Here is a 19998-nt window from a genome sequence, read left to right on the forward strand (position 1 = left end):
AAAGGGTGTGCCGCGCGTGAATGGTCCACTGATCGTCCAGTCGGACAAGACGCTGCTCCTGGAGGTCGACCACGAGCGCGCCGACGACTGCCGCCGGGCGATCGCGCCCTTCGCCGAACTGGAGCGGGCGCCCGAGCACATCCACACCTACCGGGTCACTCCGCTCGGCCTGTGGAACGCGCGTGCCGCCGGGCACGACGCCGAGCAGGTCGTCGACGCCCTCGTGGAGTACAGCCGCTACCCGGTGCCGCACGCGCTGCTCGTCGACATCGCCGAGACGATGGACCGTTACGGCCGCCTCACCCTGTCCAAGCACCCCGCGCACGGGCTCGTGCTCACCTGCACCGACCGGCCGGTGCTGGAGGAGGTGCTGAAGTCCAAGCGGATCGCCCCGCTGGTCGGCGCCCGCCTCGACGCGGACACCGTCGTGGTGCACCCCTCCGAGCGCGGCCAGATCAAGCAGGTGCTGCTGAAGCTGGGCTGGCCCGCCGAGGACCTCGCCGGGTACGTGGACGGCGAGGCGCATCCGATCGAGCTGCTGGAGGACGGCTGGAACCTGCGGCCGTACCAGAAGCAGGCCGTGGAGAACTTCTGGCACGGCGGCAGCGGTGTCGTGGTGCTGCCCTGCGGCGCGGGCAAGACGCTGGTCGGCGCCGGGTCCATGGCGCAGGCGAAGTCGACCACGCTGATCCTCGTCACCAACACCGTCTCCGCCCGGCAGTGGAAGCACGAGCTGGTGAAGCGGACCTCGCTCACCGAGGACGAGATCGGCGAGTACAGCGGGACGCGGAAGGAGATCCGGCCCGTCACCATCGCCACCTACCAGGTGCTGACCACCCGGCGGAAGGGCGTCTACCCGCACCTGGAACTGTTCGACTCCCGCGACTGGGGCCTGATCGTCTACGACGAGGTGCATCTGCTGCCGGCCCCGGTCTTCAAGTTCACCGCCGACCTCCAGGCGCGGCGGCGGCTCGGCCTGACGGCCACCCTGGTCCGTGAGGACGGCCGTGAGTCGGACGTGTTCTCGCTGATCGGGCCGAAGCGGTTCGACGCGCCCTGGAAGGAGATCGAGGCGCAGGGCTACATCGCGCCCGCCGACTGCGTCGAGGTCCGCGTCAACCTCACCGACTCCGAGCGGCTGGCGTACGCCACCGCCGAGACGGAGGAGAAGTACCGGTTCTGCGCGACCACCGCCACCAAGCGGAAGGTCACGGAGGCCATCGTCCGCCGGTTCGCCGGGCAGCAGATCCTCGTCATCGGCCAGTACATCGACCAGCTGGACGAGCTGGGCGAGCACCTGAACGCCCCGGTGATCAAGGGCGAGACGTCCAACGCCCAGCGCGAGAAGCTCTTCGACGCCTTCCGCGAGGGCGAGATCAGCGTGCTGGTGGTCTCGAAGGTCGCCAACTTCTCCATCGACCTGCCCGAGGCCACCGTCGCCATCCAGGTGTCCGGCACCTTCGGCTCCCGGCAGGAGGAGGCCCAGCGGCTGGGGCGCGTGCTGCGGCCCAAGGCCGACGGCCACCAGGCCCACTTCTACTCGGTCGTCGCCCGCGACACCATCGACCAGGACTTCGCCGCCCACCGCCAGCGCTTCCTGGCGGAGCAGGGGTACGCGTACCGGATCGTGGACGCGGACGAGATCCTGGCGGAGGGCTAGGCGGGCGGGGGCGGGCCGGGCGCTCCGGCCCGCCGGTCGGGCGCCGTCCGGCCTAGAAGAACGCGTGGGTGTCCATCCAGCCCTTGGTCTTCCCGGACTTGCCGTAGTACCAGGTGGTGCCCTTCTTGTACGCGGTGCAGTACACGCGCACGTTGCTGCCCGCGAACACGGACTTCTTGACCTTGTACGAGTAGCCCGGCCCGGTGTGCATGTCGGCGTGGTCCCACTGCACGACCTGGAGGGTCTGGTCCTTGATGTTCTTGGTGCAGCCGGAGGAGTCCACGGCCGAGGCGCTGGGCGCGGCCAGGACGGTGGCGCCGAGGGCGAGCGCGGTGGCGGCGGTCAGACCGCTCACCGCCTTGCGGATCCGAAGGGTCGAGAAGGACATGCGGTGTTCCCCGTTTGCTCGGTCGAAAGGGTCGGACGACGGTTGATCATGCTGTCATACGCGACGCTCAGGCCGAGCACCAGGACGGGGTAGGCGGCCGCCAACGGCTGCTGCCAGTACGGCAGTTCCAGGTCGAGGTCGCCCTCGTGGGGCACCAGCCACATGGTGCGGGCGGTGAAGACGAGGGCCACCAGCGCGGCCGTCCGGGCGTGGCCCTCCGCCCACAGCACGGCCAGCAGCGGGACGCACCACACCCAGTGGTGGGTCCAGCTGATCGGGCAGATCAGCAGAGCCGTGAAGGCGGTCAGCAGGACGGCGTGGCTCTCCCGGCGGGCCCGCGCGGCCAGCGCCAGGCCCGCCACCGCCACCAGTGCGGCCGGGAGCGCCCAGGCGGGGCCCGGCGCCGGGTCGTGCAGCACCCGCGCGATCAGCCCTTGCAGCGACTGGTTGTCCACGATCCAGCCCTTGCCCACCCGGCCGGTCTCGTACAGGCGCCGGGTCCAGAAGTCGGCGCTCGCCACGGGCAGCAGCAGGAAGCCCGCGAGGACCGTGCAGGCGAAGGCCGCCGCCGCCGTGGCCGCCTCCCGTCTGCGGCCGCGCAGGAACAGGTGCACCACGAAGACGGCCGGGGTGAGCTTGATGCCGGCCGCGACACCGAGGGCCAGGCCGCGGGCGCGGGCGCCGGGCGGCCGGGTGAGGTCCCACAGGGTCAGGCAGGCGACCGCCAGGTTGATCTGGCCGAACAGCAGCGTCTGGAAGACCGGCTCCAGCCAGAGCGCGGCGCCCGTGGCCGCGCACAGCGCCGCGGGGCCCGGGGAGCGGGACGCCAGGCGGGCGGAGAGGGCGACCAGACCGGCGAGCAGGAGCACGTTGCCGGCCAGGAAGACCGCCTTCAGGGCGGTCAGGGGGAGCCCGACCGCCGGGACGAAGAGGATCGCCGCGAAGGGCGGATAGGTCGCGGGCAGCCCCCACCGGGTGACCGTGAAGCCGTAGAGATCGGTGCCGTGGACGACGGCCGCGCCCTCGGCCCGGTAGACGAGGAGGTCGGCCATGGGGGCGCCGCGCAGGACGCACAGGGTGGTGAAGGAGGCGAGGGAGAGGGCGAGGAGGAATAAGGCCGTCCGTTTCCGCACGGATGCGACCCTATGCCGTCACCTGCGGCGTACGCCCGCTTCCTCGCCGTACTCGCCGAGGACGGCGACCCGGAACGCGGCGGACACGTACACCCTGACCGCGCGCAGGGCATCGCCCAGGCGGTGGTGGTGGGTGCCCGCCACGGCCGTGGCACCGGCCGGCGGCCGGACGGGGGCTGGGGAGACGGTTGCTGCGCTCATGTCTCCATGGTGGAACTTCGGCCGTAAGTTGGGCGTCGGTCTCGGGACCGAATTCCGGCGATCTCCGCGTAGGTCCCCGGAGGGACGGCGGCCCCCGTCTCAGGGCGGGCGGACCTCTAGGGGGAGGGAAAATCCATTGGTCTCCGCCCTCACCCGTCGTCTAAAATCTCCGCTCTTGCCCGCCTCCTCTCATGGAGTGCCGCCGCCCGGACGGAAACCGGACGGCCCCCTCATGCCCCAGCCACAGGCCAGGAAGAGCAGATCCGGAGGCACTCCCTTGTCCACGCCCGTCCACGACCCGCTCGACGGCCCAGGCAGCCGGGCCGACGACCCGCTGGCCCGCGAACGCTCCCACCTCGCCCACTCCCGCTCCGCCCTGCGCGCCATGCGCGAGGACGTGGAGGCGCTGGACATCCGGGACGTCACCGCGAACTGGGTCAACGCCGAGGTGCTCGCCCGGCAGATCGACGAGCGCATCAAGGCGCTGGCCGACCTCAGCGACACCCCGCTGTTCTTCGGCCGGCTCGACTACCTGCACGCCCCGGGCGCGGACCGGGCGGAGGGCGCCGAGGGGGAGCGGTTCTACATCGGGCGGCGGCATGTGCACGACGCCGACGGCGACCCCATGGTCATCGACTGGCGTGCCCCGGTCTCGCAGCCGTTCTACCGGGCGTCCAAGAAGGACCCCCTGGACGTCGGGCTGCGCCGCCGCTTCGGCTACACCGGCGGCGACCTGACCGCCTACGAGGACGAGCACCTGTCCGACCCGCAGGAGACGGCCACCACCAGCAAGCTGCTCCAGCAGGAGATCGAGCGGCCGCGCGTCGGACCGATGCGGGACATCGTCGCCACCATCCAGCCCGAGCAGGACGAGATCGTCCGCAGCGGGCTCGGCGGCACCGTCTGCGTCCAGGGCGGCCCCGGCACCGGGAAGACGGCCGTGGGTCTGCACCGGGTCGCGTATCTGCTCTACGCCCACCGGGAACGGCTCGCCCGCACCGGCACCCTCGTCATCGGGCCGAACAGGTCCTTCCTGCACTACATCGAGCAGGTCCTGCCGGCCCTCGGCGAGCTGACCGTGCAGCAGGCCACCGTGGACGACCTGGTGGCGCACGTGGAGGTGCGCGGCACGGACGAGGCCGCCGCGGCCGTCGTCAAGGGCGACGCCCGGATGGCCCAGGTGCTGCGCCGGGCCCTGTACGCGCACGTGAGCATGCCCACCGAGCCGGTGGTCGTGGTGCGCGGCTCACGGCGCTGGCGCGTACCGGCGTACGAACTGGAGGAGCTGGTACGCGAGTTGCTGGAGCGGGACATCCGCTACGGGGCCGCGCGCGAGGCCCTGCCGCAGCGGATCGCGCACGCGGTGCTGGTGCAGATGGAGCGGTCCGGGGAGGCCCCGGACGACCGGGTCCAGGACGCCGTCGCCCGCAACGGCGCGGTGAAGGCGGCCGTGAAGGAGGTCTGGCCCGCCGTCGACCCGGCGAAGCTGGTCCTGCGGCTGCTGACCGACGCCGACTTCCTGGCCGGGCACGCCGAGGGGATCCTGGACGAGGACGAGCAGAAGACGATCCTGTGGGCGAAGCCCGTGCGCAGCGTGAAGGCGGCCCGGTGGTCGGCGGCGGACGCGGTGCTGATCGACGAGACGGCCGACCTGATCCAGCGCACCCACTCGCTCGGCCACGTGGTCCTGGACGAGGCGCAGGATCTGTCCCCGATGCAGTACCGCGCGGTCGGCCGCCGCTGCACCACGGGCAGCGCGACCGTCCTCGGCGACCTGGCGCAGGGCACGACCCCGTGGGCGACCCGGAGCTGGGACCAGGCCCTCGCCCACCTCGGCAAGCAGGAGGGGCACATCGAGGAGCTGACCGCGGGCTTCCGTGTCCCGACGGACGTCATCGCCTACGCCTCCCGCCTGCTCCCGCACATCGCGCCCGGCCTCACCCCGGTCGCCTCGGTCCGGGAGAACCCGGGCTTCTTCGAGGTCCGCACGGCCGCGGGGACGGGCGAGATCGTCGCCGCGTGCGAGGAGTTGCTGCGCAACGAGGGGTCGACGGGCCTGATCGCCGCGGACGCCCGCGTGCCCGCGCTCGCCGAGGCGCTGACGGCGGCCGGGATCACGTATCTGGCGCCCGGTGAGGAGACCACCCGCGAGACCCGCCTCACCCTCGTGCCGGCCTCCCTCGCCAAGGGTCTGGAGTACGACTACGTCGTCCTGGACGAACCGCGGGCCGTGGTGGACGGGGAGCCGGACGAGCGGACGGGGCTGCGGCGGCTGTACGTGGCGCTGACCCGGGCGGTGTCCGGCCTGGTCGTGGCCCACTCGGCGCCGCTGCCCGCACAGCTGGCCTGAGGCGGCCGCTCGCGACGCGGCACCGGCGGCTAGCCCTCGCCGGTCCCGCCGTCGAGGATCGCCCGCCACCGGGCGACCGCGTCGGCGCAGACCGGCCCCGCCCAGCCGCCGGGCCGGGCCGCGCCGCCGATGTGGAAGGCGTCGATCCCGCCGGTCCGCAGCCGCGGCACGTGGTCGAGGCGCAGTCCGCCGCCCACCAGGATCTGCTGCTCGTACCCGGGCTCGCCGCCGTGCGCCGCCTCCGCGAGCAGCGTCGGCAGCCCGGCGTCCACGCCGGTGGCGGACCCTGCCGTGAGGTAGGTGTCCAGACCGGGCAGGTCGGCGAGCTGCTTGCGCAGGGCGTCGCGGTCGGCGGCCCGGTCGATCGCCCGGTGGAAGGTCCAGCGGCAGCCGTCCAGCGCCGCGACGACCCGCTCCACGGTGTCCAGGTCGACCGCGCCGCCGGCGTCGAGGAACCCGAGCACGAACTGGTCGGCGCCGGCCCCGCGCAGCTCGTCCGCCGCCCGGACCAGGCCCTCCGCGTCGCCGGCCGCGAAGCCGTCCGTCAGCCGGAGCATCACGCGCAGGTCGATGTCGACGGCGGCGCGGATCCCGGCCACGGTGGCCGGGGACGGGGTGAGTCCGTCGGCCGCCATCTCCGTGACCAGCTCCAGCCGGTCCGCGCCTCCTGCCTGGGCGGCGACCGCGTCCTCGACGTCGAGGGCGATCACCTCCAGGACCGCACGCTTGCTCATGGCACCCCATTCATCGGATTCATCGGGCGACTACAGGTCTAGTCCAATTCAAAGGGTACGCCCGCCCCCGGGCGCCGTTCACCCGAAGACGTTCGTTCCCCCTCCCGCGTACCCGCCGGCCCGTTCCCCGCCCCGCCCACGGGAAACAGGAATCGCCACGGGCCGCACGGGGACGGAAGAATGACGGGCATGGCCGATCCCGACGCCCTGCGCCCCCGTTTCGTCCGCGCGCTCGAAGCAGCCCGCGCTCCCGGCGGCGGCCCCGACCCCGCGCCGTACGCCGACAACCTGCTCGCCCGCTGGCAGGAGCCGCAGCGCCACTACCACACGCTCGCCCACCTCGGCGCGATGCTCGACCACATCGACCTGCTGGCCGGGTACGCGGCCGACCCGGACGCGGTACGGCTGGCCGCCTGGTTCCACGACGCCGTCTACCTCCCCGACCGGTCCGAGAACGAGGAGCGCTCCGCCCGGCTCGCCGAGCGGGCCCTCGCGGAGGCGGGCGTGCCGCAGGCGCGGACCGCCGAGGTGGCCCGGCTGGTCCGGCTCACCGTCACGCACGACCCGGCCGACGACGACCGCGACGGTCGGGTGCTGTGCGACGCGGACCTCGCGATCCTCGCCGCGCACCCGTCGGCGTACGCCGCCTACACCGCGGAGGTCCGCGCGGAGTACCACTTCGTCCCCAACGACGCCTTCCGGGCCGGACGGGCCGCCGTGCTCCGCCAACTCCTCGGCCTGCCCAGCCTGTTCCGCACGCCGTACGGGCAGGAGCACTGGGAGGCGACCGCGCGCCACAACCTCGCCTCGGAGCTGGAATTGCTGTCGACCTGAACGGCCGGCCCACCTAGGGTGCGCCCATGCGACCGATAAACGGGGATGACGTGAGCAGGGCCGTGGCGGGCTGTCTGGGGACGCTGCGGACGGTGGTGGACCGCGACTGGGCGGGCACCCGCGCCGGCCGGCTGGAGTGGGACTGCCGACGGACGGCCGAGCACGTCGCGAGCGATCTCCTCGCGTACGCCGGGCAGTTGGCGGGCCGCGCCCAGGAGGCGTACGCACCCTTCGGCATCACCTTGGACGAGGGCACCGACAGCGCGGGCCTGCTGCACGTGATCGACACGACCGGCGTGCTGTTCGCCACCACCGTCGCCACCACCCCGCCCGACGTCCGCGCCTTCCACCCGTACCCCTTCGGCAACGCGGACCGCGAGGGCTTCGCCGCGATGGGCATCGCCGAGGTGCTGCTGCACACCCACGACATCGCCGAGGGCCTAGGCATCGCGTACGAGCCGGACGAGGACCTGGCGGAGTCCGTCCTGGCCTGGCTCTTCCCGCACGTCCAGCCCGGCACCGCGCCCTGGCCGACGCTGCTGTGGGCCACCGGCCGCGGCGAACTGCCCGGCCGCGCCCCGGTCACCGAGTGGCACTGGCGCAACAACCTCGTCCTGCCCACCGGGCGCCTCAGCCTGACCGGCATCCGCCCGGCCGCCGCCCGCGACCTGCGCCTCGGCGGCGACGGCGGCCTCACCTGGGCCGACGGCGGGCCGTACGAGGGCACCCGGGAGGCCGCCGGCTTCCTGGTGAAGGCGTACGAAGCGGGCGTGCACCGGCCGGAGTTCGGGGTCTTCGCCCTCGTACGCCGGGAGGACGGCCTGGCGGTCGGCGGCATCGGCTTCCACGGCGCCCCGGACGAGGAGGGCACGGTCGAGATCGGCTACGACCTCGTCGAGGGAGCGCGCGGCCGGGGCTACGCCACCGAGGCCGTGGACGCGCTGGCCGCGTGGGCGCTGGCCCGTCCCGACGTCGCCCTGGTCATCGCCACCATCGAGGCGGACAACGTGCCCTCGCAGCACGTGATCACCCGGGCGGGGTTCACCCGGGCCACCGTGGAGGAGGAGCGCACGGCCCGCGAGGAGCACGGCATGGACGGCGGGCTCCTGCTCTACGTCCGCCGGGCCTGACCGCGCTTGCGCCGCCGCAGACCCGACGCGTGCAGCAGCCGCACCACCTCGCGGCTGCTGACCTCCACCGCGCCCGCGGCCACCACCTCCGCGTACCGGTGCGAGGGCACGTCGTAGTGGTCGCGCTCGAAGGCCCGCCGGGGCACGCCCAACCGCTCGGCGAAGGAGTGCAGTTCGTCGTACGACACGTCGCTCACCAGGTGCGACCACATGCGGCCGTGGCCGGGCCAGGCCGGCGGGTCCACGTAGACGGTCACGGGCGCCTCACGAGGACACCGGCCCGCCCGCGGCCGATCCCAGCGAGCCGACCGCCGCGACCTTCACACCCGCCTTGTGGCACACCCAGTGCGGGTCCGGGCCCAGTTCCGGCTCCACGTCCAGCGCGTGCGGATCGCCCGAGCCGCACACCGGGCACAGCGGCCAGCGGCCGTACCGCTCCAGCAGCGCGTCCTGCACGTCCTGGGCGACCAGACCGGCGACGAACGGCGCGCCCTGCGGCCACTGCTCCACCCACCAGCGGCGCTGGGCGACGGAGTCCTCCACCAGCGAGACCACGTCCGCCTCGGCGACCTCACGCGCCACCAGATCGGCGATCACCAGGGCGCGCGCGGCATGCAGGGCCTGCTCGAGGGGAGTGACGGGTTCCATGGAACCCATTGTGCGCACTCTTGACCACAGGACCGAACCGAAAATATCTTTCACCTGTGACCCAGGAAGTGAAGGAAATTTTCGGGCAGCCGGGCGGGTCGCTCGCCGCCAAGGTGCGCACCCTCGCCCCCTCCATGACCCGGTCCATGCAGCGCGTCGCCGAGGCCGTGGCGGGCGATCCGGCAGGCTGCGCCGCCCTCACGGTCACCGGCCTCGCCGAACTCACCGGCACCAGTGAGGCGACGGTCGTCCGCACCGCCCGCCTCCTCGGCTACCCCGGCTACCGCGACCTGCGCCTCGCCCTCGCCGGGCTGGCCGCGCAGCAGCAGTCCGGCCGGGCGCCCGCCATCACCACCGACATCGCGGTGGACGACCCCATCGCCGACGTCGTCACGAAACTGGCCTACGAGGAACAGCAGACCCTCGCCGACACCGCCGCCGGCCTGGACACCGTCCAGCTGGGCGCGGCCGTCGCCGCACTCGCCGGGGCGCGCCGGACCGACGTGTACGGCATCGGCGCGTCCGGGCTCGTCGCCCAGGACCTCACGCAGAAGCTGCTGCGGATAGGGCTCATAGCCCACGCGCACAGCGACCCGCACCTCGCGGTGACCAACGCGGTGCAGCTCCGCGCGGGCGACGTGGCGATCGCGATCACGCACTCCGGCTCGACGGGGGACGTCATCGAGCCGCTGCGGGTCGCCTTCGAACGCGGGGCGGCCACCGTCGCCATCACCGGGCGGCCCGACTCGCCGGTGACGCAGTACGCCGACCACGTGCTGACCACCTCCACGTCCCGGGAGACCGAGCTGCGGCCGGCGGCGATGTCCTCGCGGACCAGTCAACTGCTCGTGGTGGACTGTCTGTTCGTCGGAGTGGCGCAGCGGACGTACGAGACGGCCGCGCCCGCTCTGGCCGCGTCGTACGAGGCGCTGGCCCATCGCCACCGGGCCTCCTCGCGCTAGACCGCAGGACCGAAGACAGGACCGACCGTGGGAGGGACCGGCGGGTCCGACGTGGCTGGTCGCGCCGTTTCCCGCGCCCCCAGGTAGGTTCACCAACCCCCCCGACGGAAAGTGACCGGAGAGAGCCGCCCCGATGACCTCCCCCGACCTGCGCAGCCAGTTGGCCTCCCTGACCACCGAGGCGTTCCGGCCCGAGCTCGCCGAGATCGACCGGCTGCCCACCCTCGACATCGCCCGCCTGATGAACGGCGAGGACGCCGGTGTGGCCTCCGCCGTCGCCGCCCAGCTGCCGCGGATCGCCGCCGCCGTCGACGCCGTCGCCGAACGGATGGCCCGCGGCGGACGCCTGGTCTACGCCGGCGCCGGTACCGCCGGCCGGCTCGGCGTGCTGGACGCCTCCGAGTGCCCGCCCACCTTCAACACCGATCCCGGACGGGTCGTCGGCCTGATCGCGGGCGGCCCCGAGGCCATGGTCAGCTCCGTCGAGGGCGCCGAGGACTCCCCGGAGCTGGCCCGCAAGGACCTCGACTCGCTCGGGCTCACCGCGGACGACGCGGTGGTCGGCGTCTCCGCCTCCGGCCGCACCCCGTACGCCGTGGGCGCCGTCGAGCACGCCCGCGGCCTCGGGGCCCTGACCGTCGGCCTGTCCTGCAACGCGCACAGCGCGCTCGCGGCGGCCGCCGAGCACGGCATCGAGGTCGTCGTGGGCCCGGAACTGCTCACCGGCTCCACCCGGCTGAAGGCGGGCACGGCCCAGAAGCTGGTCCTGAACATGCTCTCGACCATCACGATGATCCGGCTCGGCAAGACCTACGGGAACCTGATGGTCGACGTGCGCGCCTCCAACGACAAGCTCCGGGCCCGTTCCCGCCGGATCGTGTCGCTGGCCACCGGCGCGGCCGACGAGGAGATCGAGCGGGCCCTGACCGAGTCCGGCGGCGAGGTGAAGAACGCCATCCTCACCCTTCTCGCCGACATCGACGGCCCTACGGCCGCCCGCCTTCTGGAGGAGTCCGGCGGCCATCTGCGCGCCGCGCTGGCGCACGCGGCGGGCTGACCCGCACGCTCGGGGCGTGCGCAACGACCCCGTCTCCACCGCGGCCGCCGTCCTCATCCGGGTCGGCGGTCCGGCCAACGTCACCTCCGTCGCCCACTGCATGACCCGGCTCCGGCTGGGACTCGCCGATCCGTCGGCGGCGGACGAGGAAGCCCTGCGGTCCCTGCCCGGTGTCCTCGGGGTGGTCGACGGCGGGGGCGTCTGGCAGATCGTGCTCGGCCCCGGTGTCGTCGACGAGGTCACCGCGGCGGTGGAGGACCTGGTGGCGCGGGCGCCGAGCGGCACCGCCCCGGAGCGGTCCGGCGCCGGGCACCTCGCCGACGAGGGCGCCCGGATCAAGGAGGGCCTGCGGCGGCGCAACGCCACGCCCGTCAAGAACGGCCTGCGGCGCGTCGCGGGCGTCTTCGTCCCGCTCATCCCCGCCCTGATCGGCTGCGGCATCCTGGCCGGGCTCAACGGGCTGCTGCTCAACGCCCACCTGCTGCCCGGGCTCACCCCCGCCCTGTCCGCGATCGCCTCCGCCTTCATGGCGCTGATCGCGGTGTTCGTCGGGGTCAACACCGCGAAGGAGTTCGGCGGCACGCCCGTGCTGGGCGGCGCGGTGGCGGCCGTCGTCGTCTACCCGGGCGTGGCGAAGGTGACCGCGTTCGGCGTGCACCTGGCCCCCGGGCAGGGCGGGGTGCTCGGCGCGCTCCTGGCGGCACTGCTGGCGACCCGGGTGGAGAAGTGGTGCCGGGGCCGGGTGCCGGGCGCGCTGGACGTCCTGCTCACCCCCACGGTCACCGTGCTCGTCTCCGGGCTCGTCACGCTGTACGGCCTGATGTACGCGGCCGGTGCGGTGGCCTCCGCGATCGGCGTCGTGGCCGACCGGCTCCTCGCGACCGCGGGCGCCGTGGCCGGGCTGGTGCTGGGCGGGCTCTTCCTCCCGCTGGTCATGCTGGGCCTGCACCAGGCCCTGATCCCCATCCACACCACCCTCATCGAACAGCAGGGCTACACCGTCCTGCTCCCGCTGCTGGCCATGGCGGGCGCGGGCCAGGTCGGCGCGGCCCTCGCGGTGTACGTCCGCCTGCGCCACGACGTCTCGCTGCGCACGACGATCCGCTCCGCCCTCCCGGCCGGTCTGCTCGGCGTCGGCGAACCCCTCATCTACGGCGTCTCCCTGCCGCTCGGCCGGCCGTTCCTGACCGCCTGCGCGGGCGGCGCGGCGGGCGGGGGCTTCGTCGGCTTCTTCGCCATGTCCGGCACCAAGGTGGGCGCCACGGCCATCGGCCCGTCGGGCTGGGCCCTGTTCCCGCTGCTGGCGGGGAACCGCAGCCCGGCGATGACGGCGGCGGTCTACGCGGGCGGTCTCCTCACCGGCTACCTCGTCGGCTTCCTCGCGACCTGGACGACCTTCCGGCCCCCCGTCGCCGAGGGTGTGGCGGGAGCCGGCGGCCGGGCCGGGAGAGGGGTCGTCACGGCCCCGGTGCACCATGGAGGCGAGGAGGCGACGGACTGACATGAATCATGCCCAGCTCACCGCCCTGGGGCGGGCGCTCCGGCTGCTCGGGGAACACGGCGAGGCCCTCGGGGCCGACACGCCCGACGCACGGCTGCACGAGATCAAGGACGATCTGCGCCGGGCGCTCGACCTCACCGAGGAGAGCGTCACCGGCGCCGCGCCGAGCACCCGGTGCCCGGAGCATCCGCAGGGACCGGTCGACGAGAGCGCACCCGACCTCTGCCTGCTCTGCGAGACCCGGCGGCGGGCCGCCCGGCGCTCGGAGTACCAGGGCAGGCCCCGCGCGGAGGAGCCGGCCGCCCAGGCCCCCTCCCGCTACGGCGTGCGCGGCGAGCGTCCACAGCCCCAGCAGCGATGGCTGCCGGAGCTGTGGAACGGCCAGGAGTGGCAGCTGTGCGGGACGCCCAGGCGGGACCGGCGCGAGGCCGAGGCCTACCTCGCCGCCCAGCGGCGCGGGTCCCGGCCCGCCATGGCGTACCGGCTCGTGCACGAGTTCACCGACTACGAGGTGCTGCGGGTGTGGGGGACGCCGGTGCGCGTCGACATCGAACCCATGGGCAACCTGTAGCCGGCGGTCCCGCGGGGGCGGTCAGCTGAGGGTCTTCAGCGCCGCCGCGTCGTACGGCTTCAGGTCGTCGAAGCGGTCGGAGAGGACCTTGGCGGCCCACTCCGGGTCCTGGAGCAGGGCCCGGCCGACGGCGACCATGTCGAACTCGTCCGCCTCCAGGCGGTCCAGGAGGTTGTCGATGCCCTTGACCGGGGAGCCCTCGCCCTGGAAGGCGTTGATGAAGTCGCCGTCGAGACCGACCGAGCCGACGGTGATGACCGGCTTGCCGGTGAGCTTCTTCGTCCAGCCGGCCAGGTTCAGGTCCGAGCCCTCGAACTCCGGCAGCCAGTAGCGGCGCGTGGACGCGTGGAAGGCGTCGACGCCGGCCGCGGCCAGCGGGGCGAGGATCGCGTCCAGCTCCTCCGGGGTCTCGGCGAGGCGGGCGGTGTAGTCCTGCTGCTTCCACTGCGAGAAGCGGAAGATGACCGGGAACTCGGCGGACACCCGCTCGCGGACCGCGGCGACGATCTCCGCGCCGAACCTGGTGCGGGCCACCGGGTCGCCGCCGTACGCGTCCGTGCGGCGGTTGGTGCCCGCCCACAGGAACTGGTCGACGAGGTAGCCGTGGGCGCCGTGGATCTCCACACCGTCGAAGCCGATGCGCTCGGCGTCCGCGGCGGCCTGCGCGAACGCGGCGACGACGTCGTCCAGGTCCTTCCGGCTCATCGCCCGGCCGGTGGCCTCGGCGCCCTCGGTGACCAGACCGGACGGGCCGACGGCGGGGGCGTCCGCGAAGGGCGGCTCGCCCTGCTTGCGGACCATGCCGATGTGCCACAGCTGCGGGACGATCGTGCCGCCCGCCGCGTGCACGTCCTCGGCGACGCGGGCCCAGCCGGCGAGCTGCTCCTCACCGTGGAACCGCGGCACGCGGTCGCTCTGGCCGGCCGAGTCGTGGCCGACGTAGGTGCCCTCGGTGACGATCAGGCCGACACCGGCCCCGGCACGGCGCGCGTAGTAGGAGCGCACGTCCTCGCCGGGAACACCGCCCGGGGAGAACATGCGGGTCATCGGGGCCATCACGATCCGGTTCGGGACGGTGAGGCCGTTCAGCGCGATCGGGCGGGAGAGGATCTGGGCCGCGCGGGAGGCGGGCAGGGTGACGGTCACGTGGGGGGCTCCTCGTGAAGTGCGTTGTTAACCGAACGGTATGTGCGCGCGCATTGTTGCAGCATCTTAAGCAAGCGCCTATGCGCTCCCCCACATTCCCCACCGCCCCGATCCCGCACGTGATCCGGAACACGCCCGAGGGCGGTACCCCCTGCCAGTGGCAGGGCGTACCGCCCTCGTACGAAAGGACTGGTACCGATCCCGGAGGGATCAGAAGTCCATGTCACCGCCCGGCATGCCGCCGCCGGCCGGCGCGGCGGCCTTCTCCGGCTTGTCGGCGATGACGGCCTCGGTGGTGAGGAACAGCGCGGCGATGGAGGCGGCGTTCTGCAGGGCAGAGCGGGTCACCTTCGCCGGGTCGATGATGCCCTCGGCGACCAGGTCGACGTACTCGCCGGTCGCGGCGTTCAGGCCGTGGCCCGGGGTCAGGTTGCGCACCTTCTCCACCACGACACCGCCCTCGAGGCCGGCGTTGACGGCGATCTGCTTGAGCGGGGCCTCCAGGGCGATGCGCACGGCGTTGGCGCCGGTCGCCTCGTCACCCTCGAGCTCCAGCTTCTCGAAGACCTGGGAGGCCTGCAGCAGGGCCACGCCACCACCGGCGACGATGCCCTCCTCGACGGCGGCCTTCGCGTTGCGGACGGCGTCCTCGATGCGGTGCTTGCGCTCCTTGAGCTCCACCTCGGTGGCGGCACCGGCCTTGATGACCGCGACACCGCCGGCGAGCTTCGCCAGGCGCTCCTGCAGCTTCTCGCGGTCGTAGTCCGAGTCGCTGTTCTCGATCTCGGCGCGGATCTGGTTGACCCGGCCGCCGACCTGCTCCGAGGAGCCGGCACCGTCGACGATGGTGGTCTCGTCCTTGGTGATGACGACCTTGCGGGCGCGGCCCAGGAGGTCCAGGGTCGCGTTCTCCAGCTTGAGGCCGACCTCCTCGGAGATGACCTCGCCGCCCGTGAGGATGGCGATGTCGCCGAGCATGGCCTTGCGGCGGTCGCCGAAGCCCGGGGCCTTGACGGCGACGGACTTGAAGGTGCCGCGGATCTTGTTGACGACCAGGGTCGACAGGGCCTCGCCCTCGACGTCCTCGGCGATGATCAGCAGCGGCTTGCCCGACTGCATGACCTTCTCCAGCAGCGGGAGCAGGTCCTTGACCGAGGCGATCTTGGAGTTGGCGATGAGGATGTACGGGTCCTCGAGCGACGCCTCCATGCGCTCCATGTCGGTCGCGAAGTAGGCGGAGATGTAGCCCTTGTCGAAGCGCATGCCCTCGGTGAGCTCGAGCTCCAGACCGAAGGTGTTGCTCTCCTCGACGGTGATGACGCCTTCCTTGCCGACCTTGTCCATGGCCTCGGCGATGAGCTCGCCGATCTGGGTGTCGGCGGCGGAGATGGACGCGGTGGAGGCGATCTGCTCCTTGGTCTCGACGTCCTTCGCCTGCTCCAGCAGGGCGGCGGAGACGGCCTCGACGGCCTTCTCGATACCGCGCTTCAGAGCCATCGGGTTGGCGCCGGCGGCGACGTTGCGCAGGCCTTCCTTGACCAGGGCCTGGGCGAGCACGGTCGCGGTGGTCGTACCGTCACCGGCGACGTCGTCCGTCTTCTTGGCGACTTCCTTGACCAGCTCGGCGCCGATCTTCTCGTACGGGTCCTCGAGCTCGATCTCCTTGGCGATGGAGACACCATCGTTGGTGATCGTGGGGGCGCCCCACTTCTTCTCGAGGACGACGTTGCGGCCCTTGGGGCCGAGCGTCACCTTGACGGCGTCCGCGAGCTGGTTCATGCCGCGCTCGAGGCCGCGCCGCGCCTCCTCGTCGAACGCGATGATCTTGGCCATGTGAAGTGGTCCCTCCAGGACTGGGGGTGATTCCTTCGGACCGCGCCCGCGCCCGCGACGGACGGCTCGCCGGCCGCGTGGTTCCTTGCCCCACTTGGCCTGCGGGCCTCACCGACCCGGTCCTTCGTTGTCACTCTCACCTTCAGAGTGCTAACGCAATGATTAGCACTCGGCATGGTCGAGTGCAAGCGCCTTCGGGGGTGGGACCCGCCCCGTCGGCCACCCGCGAGCGGCGGGGCCGGGGCATGACGAAGGGCCCGCACCCTGTGCGAGGTGCGGGCCCTTCGTGCAAGAAACGTTCAGGCGCTGAGGCGAACCATGTCGGCCTGCGGGCCTTTCTGGCCCTGCGAGATCTCGAACTCCACCCGCTGGCCCTCTTCCAGGGTGCGGTAGCCGTCCATCTGAATGGCGCTGTAATGGACGAATACGTCCGCACCACCGTCGACCGCGATGAAGCCGTACCCCTTCTCCGCGTTGAACCACTTGACGGTGCCCTGAGCCATGCCTAACTCCCCTATTACTGGCCCTTGCACAGATCCACACTTCGCGGACCCGGGTCAGACCTCACCCCCCATGGGACGGGGGCGTGCGCCGGAACGCGTCGACCGCGGCTGAATGTATCTGTCCAACTGCCGTCTGCAACAGGTCAATCGGACGAGAATTCTGGACGGGGACGGTCCGGAATCTGCCGAGAATTCGCCCGAATTCAGGGCAAGTCGGGCCCCATAAAAGGAGCAAAAGCCGCATAAAGCCCGCGTAGTTTGGCTACTTCTTGTCGGGCCTGCGGCATGAATGCAGGGCTCGTGACCCGAAGGCCACGACCGTGTTCCCCAACTGTACCGCGCTCAATCACGCAGAATTGCCCCCTCCGCTTCTCTCACGGAGGGGGCAATCCGATGAACAATGCGTTACCGCTGTTACCGAAGGTAATGATCGGTCATCCGGTCAGCAGCCGCCGGCCACCGCGGGAATGATCGAGACACCCGCGCCGTCGGGCGTGGCCGTCTGCAGGCCCTGCTCGAAACGCACGTCGTCGTCGTTGACGTAGACGTTCACGAAACGGCGCAGCCTGCCCTGGTCGTCCAGCACCCGGGCGGCGATTCCGGTGTGGTTCTTCTCCAGGCTCTCGATGACCTCGGCGAGGGTCACCCCCTCGGCGCTGACCTCGGCCTGGCCGCCGGTGTAGGTGCGCAGGATGGTCGGGATGCGAACGGTCACGCTCATGCGAGGCCAGCCTCTCGGAAGGAGTCCAGGGTCGGGCGGATGGTGGCGCTGAGGCCGGTGCCGGCCACCGCGTCGAGGGTCTTCAGGCCGTCGCCGGTGTTGAGGACGACCGTGGTCTTCGCCGGGTCCAGCAGGCCGTCCTTGAGCAGCTTGCGGGTGACGCCGACGGTCACGCCGCCCGCCGTCTCCGCGAAGATGCCCTCGGTGCGGGCGAGCAGCTTGATGGCGTCGACGACCTCGGCGTCCGTCACGTCCTCCACGGCGCCGCCGGTGCGGCGCGCGATGTCGAGGACGTAGGGGCCGTCGGCCGGGTTGCCGATGGCCAGCGACTTGGCGATGGTGTTCGGCTTCTGCGGGCGGACCACGTCGTGGCCGGCCTTGAAGGCGGTGGACACCGGGGAGCAGCCCTCGGCCTGTGCGCCGAAGATCCTGTACGGCCTGTCCTCGACCAGACCGAGCTTGATCAGCTCCTGGAGACCCTTGTCGATCTTCGTGAGCTGGGAGCCCGAGGCGATCGGGACCACGATCTGGTCCGGGAGGCGCCAGCCGAGCTGCTCGCAGATCTCGTAGGCGAGGGTCTTGGAGCCCTCCGCGTAGTACGGCCGCAGGTTGACGTTGACGAAGCCCCAGCCCTCGCCGGCCGGGTCGCCGATCAGCTCGGAGCAGAAGCGGTTCACGTCGTCGTAGTTGCCCTCGATGCCGACGAGCTCACCGCCGTACACCGCGGCCATCACGACCTTGCCCTGCTCCAGGTCGTGCGGGATGAACACGCAGGAGCGGAAGCCGGCCCGGGCGGCGGCGGCGCCGACGGCGCCGGCCAGGTTGCCCGTGGAGGAGCAGGAGAGCGTGGTGAAGCCGAACGCGCGGGCGGCCTCCAGGGCCTGGGCGACGACCCGGTCCTTGAAGGAGTGCGTCGGGTTGCCGGAGTCGTCCTTCACGAACAGGCCGCCGGTGACGCCGAGCTCGCGGGCGAGGTTGTCGGCCTTGACGAGCTTCGTCCAGCCCGGGTTGAGGTTCGGCTTGTCGGCCACGTCGGCGGGGACGGGCAGCAGCGGCGCGTAACGCCAGATGTTCGCGGGGCCCGCTTCGATGCGCCGGCGCAGTTCCTCGGTGTCGTACGCGGAGAAGTCGTAGGCGATCTCCAGCGGGCCGAAACACTCCTCGCAGGCGAAGACCGGCCCGAGGGGTACCCGGTGTCCGCATTCGCGACAGCTGAGGGCAGCGGCGGGACCGAGGTCGACGGCGGGATTGCTGGTGCTTGCGACAGTCTGCACAGCCATGGAGGCGAGGCCCTTTCTCCTCATCTTCCTCACGACGCACTTCGCCGTGAGACGGATTTGGCACCTTCCCTAGCCGGGAGCCTCGCGGAGACGATCAGAACTGATCTACGAGTACCGACTGGAGGGTTGCCGGGGCTTCATCGGGCCGTTTCCCTCTGCCCCTCTGGATGAGCGGTATGTGGTTGTCGACGCCGGTGACCCCCGACATGCGATGGTCATCGGCGTTGCTCAAGACTGTAACCGAAGGCCAGGACAGTTGAGATAGTCGTCCGAAGCGCGAGACAACGTGAGGAGCCGCAGACCGTGCTGGAAGAAGTCGAGCGCTGGCTGGCCACCCGCTCCTGGTCCGTGGCCGACCGCCCGCTCCACCGGATCCTGGCCGCCAAGCAGCGGACGGGTCAGACGGTCAGCGTCGTGCTGCCCGCGCTCGACGAGGAGGAGACGGTCGGCGACATCGTCGCGGTGATCCGTCACGACCTCGTCGAGCAGGTACCGCTCGTCGACGAGATCGTCGTGGTCGACTCCGGCTCCACCGACCGCACCTCCGAGGTCGCCGCGGCGGCGGGCGCCCGGGTCGTCCACCGCGACGACATCCTGCCCCGCCTGCCGGCCGTCCCCGGCAAGGGCGAGGTGCTGTGGCGCTCGCTGCTGGTGACCGGCGGGGACATCCTCTGCTTCATCGACGCGGACCTGCGCGAGTTCTCCTCCGACTTCGTCTCCGGGATCGTCGGCCCGCTGCTCACCGACCCCGGGGTGGATCTCGTCAAGGGCATGTACGACCGCCCGCTCGGGGGCGCCGCCGGGCAGGGCGGCCGGGTCACCGAGCTGATGGCCCGCCCGCTGCTGAACATGCACTGGCCGCAGCTGGCGGGCTTCGTGCAGCCGCTCGGCGGCGAGTACGCGGCCCGCCGCTCGCTGCTGGAGCGGCTGCCGTTCCCCGTCGGCTACGGCGTGGAGCTGGGGATGCTGGTGGACGCCCTGCACCTGGTGGGTCTGGACGCGCTGGCCCAGGTGGACGTCGGGGTGCGCAAGCACCGCCACCAGGACGGCCAGGCACTGGGCCGCATGGCCGCCGCCATCTACCGCACCGCCCAGCTCCGGCTGGCCCGGGGGCACCTGGTGCGGCCCTCCCTGACCCAGTTCGAGCGGGGCGAGGACGGTTTCCAGCCGCGCACCTATTCGGTGGACACCGAGGAACGGCCCCCGATGGTGGAGGTCGCCGAGTACACGGCACGCCGGGTGGCCTGAGCGGGGCCGGCCGTGCGGGCACGCCGGAAGAACGGCCGTATACGGCCCCCTTCCGGGGCGGAGCGTACGTTTGAGCGTTTCCGGGCCGGGCTAGGTTG

Annotated in this window: 20 protein-coding genes and 1 riboswitch; of the genes, 9 read left to right on the plus strand and 11 right to left on the minus strand. The window is 72.2% G+C overall.

Going from position 1 to position 19998, the window contains the following annotated elements; translation table 11 throughout:
* Positions 1-16 precede the first annotated feature (16 nt).
* On the plus strand, positions 17-1660 hold the full coding sequence (locus tag ACF08B_RS05980) for a DNA repair helicase XPB (RefSeq protein ID WP_392316291.1): 1644 nt from the start codon (positions 17-19) through the stop codon (positions 1658-1660).
* Positions 1661-1712: 52 nt separating this feature from the next.
* Here ACF08B_RS05980 and ACF08B_RS05985 read toward each other — a convergent pair whose 3' ends face one another.
* The 3 genes from ACF08B_RS05985 to ACF08B_RS05995 are packed head-to-tail and all read right to left on the minus strand — an operon-like array spanning position 1713 to position 3382.
* The gene (locus tag ACF08B_RS05985; RefSeq protein WP_392165568.1) at positions 1713-2048 is read right to left on the minus strand and encodes a hypothetical protein; all 336 of its coding nucleotides are present in this window, start codon (positions 2046-2048) and stop codon (positions 1713-1715) included.
* Complete coding sequence (locus tag ACF08B_RS05990) at positions 2012-3181, minus strand: glycosyltransferase 87 family protein (RefSeq protein WP_392316292.1); 1170 nt, start codon at positions 3179-3181, stop codon at positions 2012-2014. The genes ACF08B_RS05985 and ACF08B_RS05990 overlap by 37 nt, the downstream gene beginning before the upstream one ends.
* A gap of 18 nt (positions 3182-3199) precedes the next feature.
* On the minus strand, positions 3200-3382 hold the full coding sequence (locus ACF08B_RS05995; protein WP_073888062.1) for a hypothetical protein: 183 nt from the start codon (positions 3380-3382) through the stop codon (positions 3200-3202).
* A gap of 277 nt (positions 3383-3659) precedes the next feature.
* Between ACF08B_RS05995 and ACF08B_RS06000 the strand changes: the two genes are divergently transcribed.
* The gene (locus ACF08B_RS06000) at positions 3660-5732 is read left to right on the plus strand and encodes a HelD family protein (protein WP_392316293.1); all 2073 of its coding nucleotides are present in this window, start codon (positions 3660-3662) and stop codon (positions 5730-5732) included.
* A 29-nt stretch (positions 5733-5761) separates the two neighbouring features.
* On the opposite strand, the gene ACF08B_RS06005 is transcribed toward ACF08B_RS06000, so the two are convergent.
* A complete protein-coding gene (locus ACF08B_RS06005) occupies positions 5762-6466 on the minus strand; it encodes a copper homeostasis protein CutC (RefSeq protein ID WP_392316294.1) in 705 nt (234 codons plus the stop codon).
* Between the two features lie 189 nt (positions 6467-6655).
* Here ACF08B_RS06005 and ACF08B_RS06010 point away from each other — a divergent pair, with 189 nt between their 5' ends.
* Together ACF08B_RS06010 and ACF08B_RS06015 are read left to right on the plus strand one after the other, a co-directional pair.
* Positions 6656-7300: a hypothetical protein gene (locus ACF08B_RS06010; protein ID WP_392316295.1), complete on the plus strand. Its 645-nt coding sequence runs from the start codon at positions 6656-6658 to the stop codon at positions 7298-7300.
* 50 nt (positions 7301-7350) lie between these two features.
* On the plus strand, positions 7351-8430 hold the full coding sequence (locus tag ACF08B_RS06015) for a GNAT family N-acetyltransferase (RefSeq protein ID WP_392316296.1): 1080 nt from the start codon (positions 7351-7353) through the stop codon (positions 8428-8430).
* Here the strand turns inward: ACF08B_RS06015 and ACF08B_RS06020 are convergent.
* Both ACF08B_RS06020 and ACF08B_RS06025 read right to left on the minus strand, forming a co-directional pair.
* Positions 8412-8687 (minus strand): DUF4031 domain-containing protein, encoded by a 276-nt coding sequence (locus ACF08B_RS06020; protein ID WP_392316297.1) that lies wholly within the window; start codon positions 8685-8687, stop codon positions 8412-8414. The two genes, ACF08B_RS06015 and ACF08B_RS06020, sit on opposite strands and share 19 nt — an antisense overlap.
* A 7-nt stretch (positions 8688-8694) precedes the next feature.
* Entirely contained in the window at positions 8695-9078 is a 384-nt protein-coding gene (locus tag ACF08B_RS06025; RefSeq protein ID WP_392316298.1) for a hypothetical protein, read from the minus strand.
* Between the two features lie 56 nt (positions 9079-9134).
* Between ACF08B_RS06025 and ACF08B_RS06030 the strand changes: the two genes are divergently transcribed.
* The 4 genes from ACF08B_RS06030 (at position 9135) to ACF08B_RS06045 (ending at position 13169) form a co-directional block, all read left to right on the plus strand.
* Positions 9135-10040, plus strand: a complete 906-nt coding sequence (locus ACF08B_RS06030; RefSeq protein WP_392316299.1) for a MurR/RpiR family transcriptional regulator — start codon at positions 9135-9137, stop codon at positions 10038-10040.
* Between the two features lie 133 nt (positions 10041-10173).
* Positions 10174-11097: an N-acetylmuramic acid 6-phosphate etherase gene (murQ, locus tag ACF08B_RS06035; protein WP_093475827.1), complete on the plus strand. Its 924-nt coding sequence runs from the start codon at positions 10174-10176 to the stop codon at positions 11095-11097.
* Positions 11098-11113: 16 nt separating this feature from the next.
* The gene (locus ACF08B_RS06040; protein ID WP_392316300.1) at positions 11114-12598 is read left to right on the plus strand and encodes a PTS transporter subunit EIIC; all 1485 of its coding nucleotides are present in this window, start codon (positions 11114-11116) and stop codon (positions 12596-12598) included.
* A 1-nt stretch (position 12599) separates the two neighbouring features.
* Entirely contained in the window at positions 12600-13169 is a 570-nt protein-coding gene (locus ACF08B_RS06045) for a hypothetical protein (protein WP_392316301.1), read from the plus strand.
* Positions 13170-13190: 21 nt separating this feature from the next.
* Here ACF08B_RS06045 and ACF08B_RS06050 read toward each other — a convergent pair whose 3' ends face one another.
* The 5 genes from ACF08B_RS06050 to thrC all read right to left on the minus strand — a co-directional run bounded on the left by ACF08B_RS06050 (position 13191) and on the right by thrC (position 18652).
* Positions 13191-14315, minus strand: coding sequence for an NADH:flavin oxidoreductase (locus ACF08B_RS06050; RefSeq protein WP_392316302.1), 1125 nt, complete (start codon positions 14313-14315; stop codon positions 13191-13193).
* Positions 14316-14525: 210 nt separating this feature from the next.
* Positions 14526-16148, minus strand: coding sequence for a chaperonin GroEL (gene groL, locus ACF08B_RS06055; protein WP_392316303.1), 1623 nt, complete (start codon positions 16146-16148; stop codon positions 14526-14528).
* A 299-nt stretch (positions 16149-16447) separates the two neighbouring features.
* Positions 16448-16651: a cold-shock protein gene (locus ACF08B_RS06060; RefSeq protein WP_004929928.1), complete on the minus strand. Its 204-nt coding sequence runs from the start codon at positions 16649-16651 to the stop codon at positions 16448-16450.
* Positions 16652-17093: 442 nt separating this feature from the next.
* Positions 17094-17372: a MoaD/ThiS family protein gene (locus ACF08B_RS06065; RefSeq protein ID WP_392316304.1), complete on the minus strand. Its 279-nt coding sequence runs from the start codon at positions 17370-17372 to the stop codon at positions 17094-17096.
* Positions 17369-18652: a threonine synthase gene (gene thrC, locus ACF08B_RS06070; protein ID WP_093475835.1), complete on the minus strand. Its 1284-nt coding sequence runs from the start codon at positions 18650-18652 to the stop codon at positions 17369-17371. The genes ACF08B_RS06065 and thrC overlap by 4 nt, the downstream gene beginning before the upstream one ends.
* A 17-nt stretch (positions 18653-18669) precedes the next feature.
* A riboswitch (SAM riboswitch) is annotated at positions 18670-18826 on the minus strand.
* 129 nt (positions 18827-18955) lie between these two features.
* Here thrC and ACF08B_RS06075 point away from each other — a divergent pair.
* The gene (locus ACF08B_RS06075; protein WP_392316305.1) at positions 18956-19900 is read left to right on the plus strand and encodes a glucosyl-3-phosphoglycerate synthase; all 945 of its coding nucleotides are present in this window, start codon (positions 18956-18958) and stop codon (positions 19898-19900) included.
* Positions 19901-19998 lie beyond the last annotated feature (98 nt).

It is taken from the genome of Streptomyces sp. NPDC015139 (assembly GCF_043079785.1).
Taxonomy (GTDB): Bacteria; Actinomycetota; Actinomycetes; order Streptomycetales; family Streptomycetaceae; genus Streptomyces; species Streptomyces albidocamelliae.

Bases quoted from the DNA above. Each gene is read 5' to 3' on its own strand.
- ACF08B_RS05985 (WP_392165568.1), bottom strand. From the start codon at position 2,048: ATGTCCTTCTCGACCCTTCGGATCCGCAAGGCGGTGAGCGGTCTGACC.
- ACF08B_RS05995 (WP_073888062.1), bottom strand. From the start codon at position 3,382: ATGAGCGCAGCAACCGTCTCCCCAGCCCCCGTCCGGCCGCCGGCCGGT.
- ACF08B_RS06005 (WP_392316294.1), bottom strand. From the start codon at position 6,466: ATGAGCAAGCGTGCGGTCCTGGAGGTGATCGCCCTCGACGTCGAGGAC.
- ACF08B_RS06010 (WP_392316295.1), top strand. From the start codon at position 6,656: ATGGCCGATCCCGACGCCCTGCGCCCCCGTTTCGTCCGCGCGCTCGAA.
- ACF08B_RS06025 (WP_392316298.1), bottom strand. From the start codon at position 9,078: ATGGAACCCGTCACTCCCCTCGAGCAGGCCCTGCATGCCGCGCGCGCC.
- murQ (WP_093475827.1), top strand. From the start codon at position 10,174: ATGACCTCCCCCGACCTGCGCAGCCAGTTGGCCTCCCTGACCACCGAG.
- ACF08B_RS06045 (WP_392316301.1), top strand. From the start codon at position 12,600: ATGAATCATGCCCAGCTCACCGCCCTGGGGCGGGCGCTCCGGCTGCTC.
- groL (WP_392316303.1), bottom strand. From the start codon at position 16,148: ATGGCCAAGATCATCGCGTTCGACGAGGAGGCGCGGCGCGGCCTCGAG.
- ACF08B_RS06060 (WP_004929928.1), bottom strand. From the start codon at position 16,651: ATGGCTCAGGGCACCGTCAAGTGGTTCAACGCGGAGAAGGGGTACGGC.
- ACF08B_RS06065 (WP_392316304.1), bottom strand. From the start codon at position 17,372: ATGAGCGTGACCGTTCGCATCCCGACCATCCTGCGCACCTACACCGGC.
- thrC (WP_093475835.1), bottom strand. From the start codon at position 18,652: ATGGCTGTGCAGACTGTCGCAAGCACCAGCAATCCCGCCGTCGACCTC.